Source organism: Allostreptomyces psammosilenae, assembly GCF_013407765.1.
Taxonomy (GTDB): Bacteria; Actinomycetota; Actinomycetes; order Streptomycetales; family Streptomycetaceae; genus Allostreptomyces; species Allostreptomyces psammosilenae.
On sequence record NZ_JACBZD010000001.1, the window covers coordinates 4274757 to 4288679 of the forward strand.

General features: G+C 75.0%; 8 protein-coding genes. All 8 read right to left on the reverse strand.

Going from position 1 to position 13923, the window contains the following annotated elements; all coding sequences use genetic code 11:
- Positions 1-78: 78 nt before the first annotated feature.
- The 8 genes from FHU37_RS17655 to FHU37_RS29070 all read right to left on the reverse strand — a co-directional run bounded on the left by FHU37_RS17655 (position 79) and on the right by FHU37_RS29070 (position 13456).
- Positions 79-684, reverse strand: a complete 606-nt coding sequence (locus tag FHU37_RS17655; RefSeq protein WP_179815129.1) for a GTP-binding protein — start codon at positions 682-684, stop codon at positions 79-81.
- On the reverse strand, positions 665-1282 hold the full coding sequence (locus FHU37_RS17660; protein ID WP_179816355.1) for a DUF742 domain-containing protein: 618 nt from the start codon (positions 1280-1282) through the stop codon (positions 665-667). Before FHU37_RS17660 ends, FHU37_RS17655 begins: the two co-directional genes overlap by 20 nt.
- Positions 1283-1485: 203 nt before the next feature.
- Positions 1486-1899, reverse strand: a complete 414-nt coding sequence (locus FHU37_RS17665) for a roadblock/LC7 domain-containing protein (protein WP_179815130.1) — start codon at positions 1897-1899, stop codon at positions 1486-1488.
- 9 nt (positions 1900-1908) lie between these two features.
- On the reverse strand, positions 1909-6207 hold the full coding sequence (locus FHU37_RS29065; RefSeq protein ID WP_179815131.1) for a nitrate- and nitrite sensing domain-containing protein: 4299 nt from the start codon (positions 6205-6207) through the stop codon (positions 1909-1911).
- Between the two features lie 619 nt (positions 6208-6826).
- Complete coding sequence (locus FHU37_RS17675) at positions 6827-7432, reverse strand: GTP-binding protein (RefSeq protein WP_179815132.1); 606 nt, start codon at positions 7430-7432, stop codon at positions 6827-6829.
- Positions 7413-8048 (reverse strand): DUF742 domain-containing protein, encoded by a 636-nt coding sequence (locus tag FHU37_RS17680; protein ID WP_179815133.1) that lies wholly within the window; start codon positions 8046-8048, stop codon positions 7413-7415. The genes FHU37_RS17675 and FHU37_RS17680 overlap by 20 nt, the downstream gene beginning before the upstream one ends.
- A 374-nt stretch (positions 8049-8422) precedes the next feature.
- Positions 8423-8836 (reverse strand): roadblock/LC7 domain-containing protein, encoded by a 414-nt coding sequence (locus tag FHU37_RS17685; RefSeq protein WP_179815130.1) that lies wholly within the window; start codon positions 8834-8836, stop codon positions 8423-8425.
- Positions 8837-9031: 195 nt separating this feature from the next.
- On the reverse strand, positions 9032-13456 hold the full coding sequence (locus FHU37_RS29070) for a sensor histidine kinase (protein WP_179815134.1): 4425 nt from the start codon (positions 13454-13456) through the stop codon (positions 9032-9034).
- Positions 13457-13923: the final 467 nt, after the last annotated feature.

The following is a 13923-nucleotide window of genomic DNA, read 5'->3' on the forward strand; positions in this document are numbered from 1 at the left end:
GCGCCCGAACGGCGGAGGCCCGCCGTACACCTCGCGAGGGTGTACGGCGGGCCTGGGCCGTTCCTGCCGTGACCCGGACTACTTCAGTCGGGCGAGGAGGGCGTGTTCGACGAGGGTGATCAGCGTGGACTTGGCGCTGTCCCGGCGTCGGGCGTCGGTGGTGATGATCGGCGTGTCGGGGCCGATCTGGAGCGCCTCGCGGACCTCTTCGGGGTCGTGCGGCTGGTGTCCGTCGAAGCCGTTGAGGGCGATGACGAACGGCAGCCCGGAGTTCTCGAAGTAGTCGACCGCCGGGAAGCAGTCGGCGAGGCGGCGGGTGTCCACCAGGACGACGGCGCCGATGGCGCCGCGGACGAGGTCGTCCCACATGAACCAGAAGCGGTCCTGCCCGGGCGTGCCGAACAGGTAGAGGATCAGGTCCTCGTCCAGGGTGATGCGCCCGAAGTCCATCGCCACGGTCGTCGTGGTCTTCGAACTCACGTGGGTGAGGTCGTCGATTCCGGCCGAGGCGGAGGTCATCACGGCCTCCGTGCGCAGCGGGTTGATCTCGGAGACGGCACTGACCAGCGTGGTCTTGCCAACACCGAAGCCGCCGGCGACGACGATCTTCGCGGAGGTGGTGGCGCGTCCTGCACCCTGGCCCTGGCCGGCCGTAGCGGTTGGGCTAGAGCTTGCGAAGTCCACTGAGCACCCTTTCGAGCAGTGTCACATCGGGCTGTCCGGCGTCGGCTCCGCCGGGTTGGTGGATGGCGACCACGCCGGCCTCGGCGAGGTCCGCCACGAGGATTCGCGCCACGCCGAGCGGGATGGTGAGGAGGGCCGAGATCTCCGCCACCGACTTGACGTCCTGGCACAGGCCGCAGATCTTGCGGTGCTCGGGCAGTAGCCCGGGGGTGCGGTCGGTCGGGCCCGTGGTCTGCACCAGGGCCTCGATCGCCAGCTGGTAGCGCGGCCGGGTCCGGCCGCGCGTCATGGCGTAGGGGCGCACGAGGGGCTGGGAGCCGCGGGTCGTGCGGTAGCCGCCGCCGTCGCCGTCGCGGCCCGAGGCGCCCCGCGCCCCGCCGCCGCCGGGATCCGGATCGGGCGCCGCGGGGCGTTGGTCCGGGACGGCGCCCGGGGCGTGCGTGCCGGGTCCCTGCGGGTGCTGCCAGCCGCCGCCGTCCCGGTACGGCTGCTCGTACGGCTGCTCGCCGTAGGAGGGCTGCTGGTAGCCGCCGCCGTAGGGGTCCTGCCCCGGGGCTCCGTAACCGTTCCCGTAGGAGTTCCCGTGCGGATCCTCCATGGGCTGGTGCGGTGTCATCGTCTTCCTCCTTGCGCTGTCTGCGCCGCGCCTGCCGGTGTCGTCCTGCCGCACGGCCGCCTTGCGGGGGCCGCCCCCGAGATTCACCCGATCGGGTGGATCTTCTCAGACAACGACGCGTCAGGTTGGCACCGAGCCCGGGAATCCGCCATTGGATCCCCGGGCTCGCCGCGGATCGGGAACGGTCAGTGCAGGAGGCTGCCCTGGAGTTCCGCGCGTAGGGCGGGGGTCAGGACGCTGCCGGCGCGGTCGACGAGGAGGGCCATTTCGTAGCCGACGAGGCCGATGTCGCACTCGGGGTGGGCGAGGACGGCGAGGGAGGAGCCGTCGGAGATGGACATGATGAACAGGAAGCCGCGTTCCATCTCGACGACGGTCTGGGTGACGGCTCCGCCCTCGAAGATGCGGGAGGCTCCCGCGGTGAGCGAGGTCAGGCCGGATGCGACGGCGGCGAGCTGGTCGGCGCGGTCACGCGGGAACCCCTCCGACATGGCCAGCAGAAGCCCGTCGGCGGAGACCACCACCGTGTGCGACACCCCCGGGGTGTTGTCCACGAAGTGCGTGATCAGCCAGTTCAGGTTCTGAGCCGCCTGGCTCATCTGTGTCAACTAACGCTCCTGGTTCTCGGGGCCATGGCTGTCCGTGTCGCCCTGGGCGCGGCGGCCCTGTTGGATGCCGCGCCGCAGGTTGGTCAGACGTCCGCGGACGTCCTCCGGCGCACGGGAGACCTGCGGGCCGGCCTGCGGTGTCTCCTTGGCGGCCCCCGGCACCAGGTTGGCGCGCGGGACCCGCCGGGGCAGGCCGGACGAGGTGAGCCCGCCGGCGTGCGGTTCACGCACCTGCCCGGCCCGGCTCCAGCGTTCGTCGTTGGCGGAGCGCCATTCCCCCGCCGCGGTTTCCGAGCGCGGGTCGCTGACGGCTCCACCCGTCCCGCCGACCGTGCCCCCGAGGGGGCCGGCGGCCGGGCCGGCGGGCGGCGCCGGCTCGGGCCGCTGGCCGCGCTCGAAGTACGACCCCGTCTGGTACGGGGAGCGCTCCTCGAAGAGCGACCCGGACGCTCGATTGTCTCCCTCTCCGGCGCCGCGCTCCAGGGGGCGCACCGGGGGCAGGGAGCGGGGGCCCTCCTCGCGGGCGGTGGAGGGCCGCTGGGCGCCCTCGGCACCCCGGGCGGGGCCTGAGGGCCGGGCGGTGGTCTCCGGCCGCTCCTGACGGGCCGGAGGCCGCGTCGGCGACGGGCGGCCGGTGTCCGGCCGCAGCGGGCGGTCCTCCCGCGGGGCGGGGGCGGGGGTCGGCCCCGCGGGGAGGAGGGGGATCTCGGCCGTGTCGCCGGGCCCGGTCCCGAAGGCCGCGGGCTTCGCGGCGGACGGGCGGACCGGCGGCACCGGGTCGAGGCCGTGCGGCACCGCGTCGCCCCGGCGGTCGCGGCCGGAGCCGTAGCCGGGCTCGGCGGGGTGGGCGCGCTCGGCCGGGTAGCCGTCGCGGTATCCCGCAGGGGCGGTGCGGCCGGCGCCGGGGCCGAGCGGCTCGGCGGCCGGGTCGGCCTGGGCGGGCAGCGTGGGGAAGGCGCCGGTGGCGTACGGGTCGACCACGGGGAGCGCGCCGGTCTCCGGGTTCTCGGCCGGAGCGGCCTCGGCGGGGTAGCCGCCGGTGCGCCGGCGGCCGGTGTCGTACTCCTGGGCGCGGTACTCGCCGGTGGGGTAGCCGTCCTCCGCGGGGAGGCGGCCCTCCTGGTAGCCGGTGGCGCCGTAGGGCTCCTCGGCGTAGCGCTCGGCGCGGTGGTCGCCGGCGCCCTCGGCGCGGTAGGCGGTGGTGTCGTAGCTTCCCGTGTCGTACTGGGTCGTCTCGTAGCCGCCGGTGGCGTACGCCCCCGTGTCGTAGGAGCCGGTGGGGTAGGAGCCGGTGTCGTAGGAGCCGGTGCCGGCGCCGCCGTCGTAGCCGGCCGGGTAGCGGTCGTCCGACTCGTAGCCGAGCGGGGACCGCCCCGCCGTCGGCGACTGGCCGGGCGTCGGGTACTGGCCGGTGGCGTAGGGCTCGGCCCGGTACGGGTCCGGGTAGCCGGCGCCGGCCGCGTCGCCCAGGGGGTCCTCGCGGCGGCCCAGTTCGTCGGCGCGGTGCTCGCCGGTGGAGTACTCCTGGCCGCGCAGCCCGGCCACCGGGTGCAGTCCGGTCTCGTACTCGTTCGGCCGGCGGGGCTCGACGGGGCCGCCGTCCGTGCCGGGGCGGTCCGACGCGTCACGGCGCGGCAGCGGCTGCGCGGCGGGGCGCTCCCGGTGCGGCAGCCCGGCCGCCGGCGCGTCGGCGCCGGGCCGGCCCTGCTGGCCGTTGGCGCGGGACGCGGCGTCCTGCTGGCCGGGGCGCCCGCCGGCGTGGCGGGAGCCGGCCTGTCCCGCGGCCGGGCCCTGGGGGTTCGCACCGGCGGCCGGGCCCGCGCTCGGCTCGGGCAGCCCCGGGGTGGCGCCGCGGCGCCGGCTGGGCAGCTCGCCGGCGGCGCGCTGCCGGCCGCCGGGCAGGCCGCCCTGGCCGGCCTCGCGGGCGGGCTGGCCGGTGGCGGCGGCCGGGCCCTGCTGGCTCTCCGGGGCGGGGCGGGAGGCCCGGAAGTCCTCGTCGCCGCGGCGGTCCTCGCGGAGCACCACGGAGGCCGGGATCATCACCAGGGCGGTGGTGCCGCGGCCGTCGGAGGCCGGGCGCAGCTGGACCCGCACGCCGTGTCGGGCGGCGAGCCGGCCGACCACGAACAGGCCCATCCGGCGGGACACCGAGACGTCGATGACCGGCGGCTTGGCCAGCCGTTCGTTGATCGGCTCCACCTCGTCCGCCGGCAGGCCGATGCCCTGGTCCTGGATCTCGATGAGCATCCGGCCGTCCGGCAGCGGCGTCCCGTTGACGTGCACGGTGGTGTTGGGGGCGGAGAACGTGGTCGCGTTCTCCAGCAGCTCGGCGAGCAGGTGGACCAGGTCGTTCACGGCGGCGCCGGTGACCTCGGTCTCCGGCACGTTGACCAGCTCGACGCGCTCGTACTGCTCCACCTCGGAGGCCGCGGCGCGGACCACGTCGAGCAGCGGGACGGGCTGGGTCCACCGGCGGCCGGGCTCCTCGCCGGCGAGGACCAGCAGGTTCTCGCCGTTGCGGCGCATGCGGGTGGCCAGGTGGTCCAGCCGGAACAGGCTCTCCAGCTGCTCGGGGTCGGCCTCGTTGTTCTCCAGGTCGGTGATCAGGGCGAGCTGGCGTTCCACCAGGCCCTGGTTGCGCCGGGAGAGGTTGGTGAAGATCGCGTTGACGTTGTTGCGCAGCAGCGACTGCTCGGCGGCCAGCCGGACGGCCTCGCGGTGCACGCCGTCGAAGGCCCGGGCGACCTCGCCGATCTCGTCGCGGCCGTGCAGCGGGATGGGCTTGATGGTGGTGTCCACCCGCTCCGGGTCGGACTGGGAGAGCCGCTCGACCAGTTCGGGCAGGCGGTTGCGGGAGATGTCGAGGGCGGAGGAGCGCAGCACCCGCATGCCGCCCACCATGGAGCGGGCGATCAGGCCGGCGAACAGGACGGCGCCGATCAGCGCCAGCAGCACGGCCGCGGAGTTCCAGACGGCCTCGCGCTGGGCGTCGGCCTGCATCTGGCCGGCGTCCTCCAGGATGCTGTCCAGCAGTTCCCGCTCGACGACCCGGAGCTGGTTGAACTCCGGGCCGGTGATCTCGTACCACTCCTCGGGGTCGAACGGGTCGGCGGCCAGGGCGCCCCGGGCGACGCCGCGGGAGAGCGCCTGCTGCTGGAGGTTGGTGGCGCCGCGGGTGTCGATCTCGCCCATGCGCTGGTCGAAGACGTCCTTGTCCTCCAGCTCGGCGCCGGCGATGAACTCGTTGATCGCGGTGTTCTCCAGCGTGGCGGCGGCCTGCGCGGCGATCAGCTCGGCGTTGGTGAGCGTGCCGCGGGTCATGGCGAAGCCGATGATGGTGCGCTGGGTGGAGTTGGACGCCTTGGCGAGGGAGAGCGCGTAGATGGCGCGTCCGCGGCTGTTGACGTCGCTGTCCGTGCCACCGCCGAGCTCGTTGCTGAAGGAGGCCAGCGGTTCGAACAGGTCGGAGTAGGCGAGCTGGGTGGCCAGCACGGTGAGCCGCGGGGAGTAGGCGTTCTCCCGGAGGCTCTCCAGGTGCTGGGAGCGCACCCGGAAGTCCTCGACGCGGTCGGTGATGCTGGAGTGGTTCGGCGCCTGCTCGGCGGCCTCGAAGAACGCCACCATCGCGGTGTCGGTGGCGTTGCGGGCGGCCTGGACCTCGCCGACCTCCTCCTTCTCCTCCGGGTGGATGGCGGTGATGTCCCGCTCCACCTGGAGGGCGTTGGTCAGCTCGGCGGCCGCGGCGGCGAGCCGGGCGACGCGTTCGGTCTCGCCCGCCTGCCGTGCCCGGCTGATCTGGTCCTCGACGCGCAGACCGGCGAAGATCAGCGTCAGGACCACGGGTATCAGCAGGATCGCCGCGAGCCGGGTGGGGACGCGCCAGTTGCGCAGCCGCAGCGAGTCGCGCTGGAAGCGGCGGCGCCTGCCACCGGAGGAGCCGCCGGAGTCGTCGGACCCGGTGTCGTCCGGGCGGGAGGGGCCGTTGCCCTCCGGGCCGGGCGTGCGGGCGCCCGACGGGCCCCGGTCCGGGCCCCGGCGGCCGAACGCCTGGGCCATCGGCGAGCCCGAGGAGGCGGTCGAGCCGGGCGGACCGCCCCGGGTGGACCTGCCCTTGCTGTCGGTGGCCCCCGCGTCCGGCCCGGACGCCGTGGCGTCGGTGGCGGGGGCGTCGGAGGCCGCGGCGCCACGTGCGCCCCGGCGCGTGCGCGCCTTGTCACCGGCGCCGGTGGTACCGGTGCCGGCGGTGGTGGCCGTCGCCTCGGCGCGGCGTCGCGCCTGCTCTGCCTGCGTACGCCTCACTGGAACAAGCAACCTCTCGGCCGGGAAGGCCCTATGTGGTCGGGTCCGCCGCAAGCGCCGCCCGGTGCACCGTTGGTCGACCGACTGCGGACACGGACGGACGGCAGTCATGGGGCGCCATGCATTCCAGCATGGTGGCGTGAGGTCGGCCAAATAGTGGACGGACCGTCGGCTCGTCCCGGCGAAACGGGCGAACCGTGCACGATGGGGGCTAAACGCTCCCGGCTCGTGCGCGCTGGGCGGGGCGTCACGCACGGTGGGTAACGCCGTGTGAGTGGGATCCCACCACCAGGGCGGAGGATCGTTACGAAGTCTTTAGGGCCGTTTAATGGCCCGATGCGGCTCGAAGCGTACCGCAGTTACCGCGAGGTACGGCAAGGGGCCGCCCCGGCGGTCGACCCGGGTGGCGCGGCGGTGGCCGGGCGGCGGCCGAGCGGTGGCCGGGCGGCGGCTGGGCGGTGGCCGGGGGGTTGCCGGGCGGGGCGGGCACCGGGCCGGCGGGCGCGGCCGCCGGGGCGCGGGCCGGCGGGCGCGGGGCCGGGTGAGGGCGCGTCGGGGGCGCGCGCGTCCGGAGCGGGCGCGGGTGCCGCCCGGTCAGGCGGCACGCGGCGCGGGGCCCCTACCTCAGTCGGGCGAGGAGGGCGTGTTCGACGAGGGTGATCAGCGTGGACTTGGCGCTGTCCCGGCGTCGGGCGTCGGTGGTGACGATCGGTGTGTCGGGGCCGATCTGCAGGGCCTCGCGGACCTCTTCGGGGTCGTGCGGCTGGTGTCCGTCGAAGCCGTTGAGGGCGATGACGAACGGCAGGCCGGAGTTCTCGAAGTAGTCCACCGCGGGGAAGCAGTCGGCGAGGCGGCGGGTGTCCACCAGCACCACGGCGCCGATGGCGCCGCGGACCAGGTCGTCCCACATGAACCAGAAGCGGTCCTGCCCGGGCGTGCCGAACAGGTACAGGATCAGGTCCTCGTCCAGGGTGATGCGCCCGAAGTCCATCGCCACCGTGGTGGTGGTCTTGTCCGGGGCGTGGGTGAGGTCGTCGATGCCCGCGGAGGCCGAGGTCATCACGGCCTCGGTGCGCAGCGGGTTGATCTCCGAGACCGAGCCGACCAGCGTCGTCTTGCCCACTCCGAAGCCTCCGGCGACGACGATCTTCGCCGAGGTGGTGGCGCGCCGTGCCGGCCCGCCCTCGCCGTCCGGTGGGTACGGCTTAGAGCTTGCGAAGTCCACTGAGCACCCTTTCCAGCAGTGTCACATCGGGCTGTCCGGCGTCGGCTCCGCCGGGTTGGTGGATGGCGACCACGCCGGCCTCGGCGAGGTCCGCCACGAGGATCCGGGCCACGCCGAGCGGGATGGTCAGCAGCGCGGAGATCTCCGCCACCGACTTGACGTCCTGGCACAGCCGGCAGATCTGCTGGTGCTCCGGCAGCAGCCCGGACACCCCCTGGGCCTGACCGGTCGTCTGCACCAGGGCCTCGATGGCCAGCTGGTAGCGCGGCCGGGTCCGTCCGCCGGTCATGGCGTAGGGGCGGACCAGCGGCTCGCCGTCGTCCTCGTAGAGGCCGCCGTCCTCGTCGAACTCGTCCTCGCCGGCCTCGTACTCGTCGTCGACGTCGTGGTCGGTGCCCGCGTCGGGGTACTCCGGGTAGCCCGGCCCCTGGGCGCCGTAGCGGTAGCCCTCGTAGTTGTGCTCCGGGTACGGCTCCGCGGTGTGCTGGCCGGCGCCCTGCTGCCGTGGCACGCCGTAGGAGGCGTAGTCGTCGCCCCAGTGGCCGTCGGCTGGGGCGCCGTACTGGCCACCGTGCGCGGGACCGTGGGAGTCGGCCATACCGGGACGGGGATTCATGGGTCCTCCTCGCGCTGGGTGCGCTGGAATCCGTGGTGCTGCCGGGAGGGGGCGGTCAGGGCGTCTTCGGGAGCGGCGCACCGTGGGTTGCAAGGGCTTCCGCGGCCGTCGGACACGTTCTGCTCCGCCGCCAGGCCGGGGACGTACGAACGGACCGGCCGGTGGGGTTCTCGACCCGTCCCTCCCCGTGCGCCCGCTCGCCCCGCCGTGTCGGCGGGGCGAGCGGAGCCGGGTCGGTCGGGGCGGAGCGCCGTGCCCTGGCCGCGGTACGGCGGCCGGCGGCTCGGCGCTGGTGTCCGTCCAGGTTCGGTCGGGTCGTGGGTGACGACGCGTGACCGGCCGGGGGACGTCCGAAGTACGTGGTCGCTGCCCGCCTAGTGCAGGAGGCTGCCCTGGAGTTCCGCGCGTAGGGCGGGGGTCAGGACGCTGCCGGCGCGGTCGACGAGGAGGGCCATTTCGTAGCCGACGAGGCCGATGTCGCACTCGGGGTGGGCGAGGACGGCGAGGGAGGAGCCGTCGGAGATGGACATGATGAACAGGAAGCCGCGTTCCATCTCGACGACGGTCTGGGTGACGGCTCCGCCCTCGAAGATGCGGGAGGCTCCCGCGGTGAGCGAGGTCAGGCCGGATGCGACGGCGGCGAGCTGGTCGGCGCGGTCACGCGGGAACCCCTCCGACATGGCCAGCAGAAGCCCGTCGGCGGAGACCACCACCGTGTGCGACACCCCCGGGGTGTTGTCCACGAAGTGCGTGATCAGCCAGTTCAGGTTCTGAGCCGCCTGGCTCATCTGACTCACTGTTGCTCCTTGGGTGTGAGCTGTGCCGGTGTGCACCCTGCCGATCCGGCGCAGGGGAGGCCACCCGTTCCGTCTCCCGTCCCGGGGGGACATGATCGACTGTTCATCACGCTCCTGTCCGGCAGGCTGTGCGGAAACTATGGCAGACGGTTGGCCGTCCGTGACCGTGTCGCGATGCGTCGATCATCACTGATCACCGTTTCCGGAGCCGTCCCGCTGCGCGGCGTCACCGAACGGTCCGCCCTCGAACGCGCTGCCGGCACCCGTGCCGCCCTGCCGCCCGCGCTGGACGCCGCGGCGCAGGCTGGTGAGCCGTCCGCGCACGTCACTGGGGGTCCGGGAGATCTGCGGGGGTTGGCTCGCGGACTCCGTGGCACCCGGCGCGGAGCCGGCCACCAGGTTGGCTCGGGGGACCCGCCGGGGCAGGCCCGAGGTGGTCACGCCGTCCGTCGCGGGGTCGCGCAACTGCTCGGCCCTTCGCCACTCAGTGTCACTGGGTGTGGCGTTCCAGGTGCTCTCCGGGCGCCCGGCGGCCGCCGGCCGGCCGGCGTCGGGGGCGTCCGGCGCGGGGGCCGGGCGACGGGCCTCGGCCTCGCCGGGCAGCGCGCGACCGGGCGTCGGGCGACCGGGCAGCGGACGGCGCGGGGCCGGGGCGGCCGGCTGGTCGGGGCGCGCCGGCGGCTCCGCGGGCGCGTCCGGGCCGCCGGCCTGGTCGGCCCGGTCCGTCTGCTCGGCGGGGGAGGGGTCCTTGCGCACCGGGATGGCGTTCATCCGCTCCGCCCGTCCGCCGGCGAACCAGCCGGACTCCACGGAGTCGAAGATCGGGGTGCCGCCGGGGGAGGGCGTGCCGGCCGGATCGGCGGCCGGCTGCGCCGGCCGGTCGCCGGTCGCGGGTGGCAGCTCCCGGCCCTGGGTCGGCCGGGCGTCCAGCTCCGGCAGCGGACGCTCGGCGGTGCCCTCGAGGGCCGGGCGGCCGGTCGCGTCGGGCCGTTCCGGGGCGCCCGGGCCCGTGCCCGTCGGCTCGCCGGGGGCGCGGTCGAGGGCGGGGCGGGCCCCGTCCTCGGCGCGCCGGCCGGCGCCGGCGCCGGGGGCCGCCTCGTCGGGGCGGCCGGGCAGCGGGTGGCCGCCGGTGGCGTACGGGTCGGCGGGGTACTGCCCGGTGTCGTACCGGCCGGCCGGGTACGCCGGGTCCGCGTACGCCTCGGCGGCGCGGTCGCCGCGGTCCGCCTCGGGGGCCGGGCGGCCTGCCGGTTCGTTGCCGCCGGGGGCCTGCGGGCGCCGCCCGTCGTGCTCGGCGGCGCGGTCTCCCTCGGCTGGGTACCGCTCGGCCGGGTAGCCGTCGCCGGCCGCGGCGGCGCCGTCGGCGTACCGGTCGCCCGGGTACTGGCCCTTGGCGTACTGGCCGGTGGAGTACTGGTCCGCGGCGTACTGGTCGGTGGGGTACTGCCCCGTCGGGTACTGGCCGGTGGCGTACTGGCCGGTGGAGTACTGGTCGGTCGCGTGCTGGCCCGTGGAGTACTGGTCGGTCGGGTACTGGTCCGTGGAGTACTGGCCGGTGGCGTACTGACCGGTGGAGTACTGGTCCGTGGGGTACTGCCCCGCCGGGTACTGGCCCGTGGGGTACTGGCCGGTGCCGGAGTACGGCTCGGCCGGGTACTCGCCGGTGGCGTACCGGCCGGCCGGGTACTGCTCCGCTGCCGGGTACTGCTCGGCGGCCGGGTACTGACCGGTCGGGTACTCGCTCGTGGTCGAGTACTGGCCGGTGTCCTGGCGGCCGTTCGGGGCGTCCGCGCGGTCGCCGTCGCCGGTCGCGGGGCGCTCGGCACGCGTCCGGCCGCCCGGGGCGTCCTCGCGACCCGTGCGGTCCCAGCCGGCGGTCTCGTGCCGTCCGGTCGCCGAGGCGGTGGCCCCGTCGCGGTCGGCCCGCCGCTGGTCGGCCCCCTGCTGGTCGGCCGGCCGCCGGCCGGTGCCGCTCCGGCCTTCGCCGGACGCCTCCCGCGCCGTCCCGGGGCCCGCCGGCTCCGCCGCGGGAGCCGGGGTGCCGGTGGTCCCGGTGCCGGTGGTCCCCGTGCCGGAGGGATCGGTCAGGTAGCGGTCGTCGGCGTACCGGGGGGTGGGCTGGCCCGGGATCGCCAGGGGGTCGGGCGCGCCGCCGGCGCGGCGGTCGCCGTGGCGCCCACCGCCGCTCCGGCCGCCGGACGGGGCGGCGGTGGGCGCGGGGTCGGAGAGCGTGGGCAGCGCGGCGGTGGCGGTGAACTGCTCGCCGCGCTGCTCGGGGGCGGGGGGCGCGCCGGCCGGGGAGCCGGTGGGCCGCCCGGTGGCGGGCGTCGCCGGGGTCCGCGTCCCGTTCGGGGCGGTGGCGCCGGCGCGGGGGCGTCCGGCGGTGGCCTTGCGGCCCTTGCCGCCGGCCGGCCGGGTCTTGCCGCCGCGGCCCAGCACGTCCACCGGGAGCATCACCAGGGCGGTGGTGCCGCCGGCCTCGCTGGACTTCAGCTGCACGCGGATGCCGTGCCGGGTGGACAGCCGGCCGACCACGAACAGGCCCATGCGGCGGGAGACGGAGACGTCCACCCGCGGCGGGTTGTCCAGCCGCTCGTTGGCGTCCGCCAGGTCGGCCGGCGACATGCCGATGCCGGTGTCGTGGATCTCCACCAGCATCCGGCCGTCCGGCAGCTTGTGACCGGTGATCCGGACCTTGGTCTGCGGGCTGGAGAAGGAGGTGGCGTTCTCCAGCAGCTCGGCGACGAGGTGCACGAGGTCGTTGACGACGCGCCCGGCGACCTCGGACTGCGGCACGGAGGAGAGCTCGACGCGCTCGTACTGCTCCACCTCGGAGGCGGCGGCGCGCAGCACGTCGACCAGCGGCACCGGTCGGGTCCACCGGCGGCCGGGCTCCTCGCCGGCGAGGACCAGCAGGTTCTCGCCGTTGCGGCGCATGCGGGTGGCCAGGTGGTCCAGCCGGAAGAGGTTGGCGAGCTGGTCCGGGTCGGCCTCGCGGCTCTCCAGCTCCGAGATCAGGGTCAGCTGGCGCTGGATGAGGCCCTGGCTGCGGCGGGAGAGGTTGGTGAACATCGCGTTGACGTTCCCCCGCAGCAGCGCCTGCTCGGTGGCCAGCCGCACGGCCTCCTCGTGCACCGCGTCGAACGCGCGGGCCACCTCGCCGATCTCCTCGCGGGTGTGCAGGCCGATCGACTCGACCGTGGTGTCCACCTCGTCGGGGTCGGCCTTGGACAGGGCGCTGACCAGCTCGGGCAGCCGCCGCTCGGCGACGTCCAGGGCGGAGGAGCGCAGCCGGTTCAGCGAGCGGACCATGGTGCGGGCGATGAGCAGTGCGCCGACCACGGCCACGATCAGCGTGACGCCGATCAGGCCGGCGTTGATCCACACCTGCTGCTCGGCCTCGGTCCGCAGCCGCTCGGCGTTGGCCCGCAGGTCGGCCAGCACCTGCTGCTCGACGTCCACCATCAGCTCGTACTCGGCGAAGGAGCGCTCCTGCCAGGTCTGCCAGGTGGTGGTGGACAGCAGGTCGTCGCGGTAGTTGGTGAACAGCTGGGTGCGGAAGGTGGTGGCCTCGTTGATGTCCGCGTTGCCGGTGCGCAGCGTGGCGGTCAGCTCGCGGCCGCGCTCCCCGTAGACGGTGTTGAAGCGCTCCAGGGCGCCGCTCTCGGAGATCATCGCGGAGCGGCCGTAGAACTGGTCGGCCGCGGACATGCCCTCCTCCTGGCTGTTGGCCAGGGCGGCGGTGATCAGCGAGCGCTGGATGGTGTTGTACTCCTTGGCGCTGGAGAAGATCGACAGCGCCCGGGTGTCGTTGATCAGCTCGTTGTTGCTGGTGGCCTGCGCGATCTCGGAGGAGACGCCGAGCAGGCTCTCGATCATGGTGTGGTACTGGTCGGTGGTCTGGTTGATGTCGGCGTCGGGGCTGAACGCGGTGCGGCGCACGTCGTCCAGCGAGCCGAGCTGACGGGTGACCTGGACCAGGGTGGAGCGGCCGCCGGTCAGGCCGGACAGGTCGATGTCGGCGGCCCTGTCGTCGTAGCGCTCCAGTGCCTCGTCGGTGTTGGCGTAGGCCTCCTGGACGGCCGGCGAGCTGGGCCGGCGCAGGGTGAGCAGCGCGGCGGTGGCGTCGCGCTCCTGCTGCAGGGTGTCGGCGAGCCGGGTGGACTCCTCGGCCAGTGTGCTGAGCGCCTGCACCTGCTGGAGTTCGGCGGCGTCCTCGATGGAGGCCTGGATGCGCAGGCCACCGAGGACGACGGCGGTGATCACGGGCAGCAGCAGCAGGGCGCTGATGCGGGTGCGGATCCGCCAGTGGGCGGGGGAGAAGAGGGCGGCGACCCGGCGGGAGCCGGCCGGGGCGGAGCCGCCGGCGCCGGTCCTCCGCGGGGTCCTGCCGCCGTCGGTGGCGCGGGCGCCGTCCTCGGGCCCGTCGGCGGCACCACCGGTGGAGGCCGCGGCGGGCACGCGGGCGGCCGCTGGCGCGTCACCCGTCGGGGAGGGCGGTCCGCCGGCCGGCGCGGCGGTGGCGCGTGCGTCCGGGGACGCGGCCGCGCTCACCTCGGCGCCGGCGGCGTGTCCCCCCTGGTTCCCCGTGTCGCCGCGATGCTTCCTCAAACGTCCCTGCACTGGCGTCGCAACCCTCTTGACCAGGCGTCCTTCGCCGTGGCGACAGGACGGTGTCGAGTTCGGTGAGCAATGTCGTTGTCCGGGGCCACGCCCGCCGCCGTCGCCGGGCCGGCGTGACGTCCGCGGGCCGGGGCCGCGCGCCCCGCGGGCTCGCTCGGTGGACCCTCCCGACCGCTGGTCTGGTCCATACGGTGCGTAGCCGTCGCGAGGCCGGGTCGGTCGTCGCATTCCAGCACAGAGGGGGGCGGGCAACAAGGCCGATCGCGCCGACTTCCGGATCCCCGCGGGGAGGGGAAAGGAGCCAGGTCAAAGCGACAAAGCGGGCGCAATCCGACCTCTCGCGCCGGAGGCCAGTTGCGTTTTGGTCACACATTAGAGCCGTTCTGTCTGCTTCGAACCGATACTGACGGTTTTGTCGCATGACAACCGGAAGGTGGCGCAGAGTGATCCCCGTC

Coding starts and splice junctions, on each gene's coding strand:
- FHU37_RS17660 (WP_179816355.1), bottom strand. CDS start 1,282: ATGGAGGATCCGCACGGGAACTCCTACGGGAACGGTTACGGAGCCCCG.
- FHU37_RS17665 (WP_179815130.1), bottom strand. CDS start 1,899: ATGAGCCAGGCGGCTCAGAACCTGAACTGGCTGATCACGCACTTCGTG.
- FHU37_RS17680 (WP_179815133.1), bottom strand. CDS start 8,048: ATGAATCCCCGTCCCGGTATGGCCGACTCCCACGGTCCCGCGCACGGT.
- FHU37_RS17685 (WP_179815130.1), bottom strand. CDS start 8,836: ATGAGCCAGGCGGCTCAGAACCTGAACTGGCTGATCACGCACTTCGTG.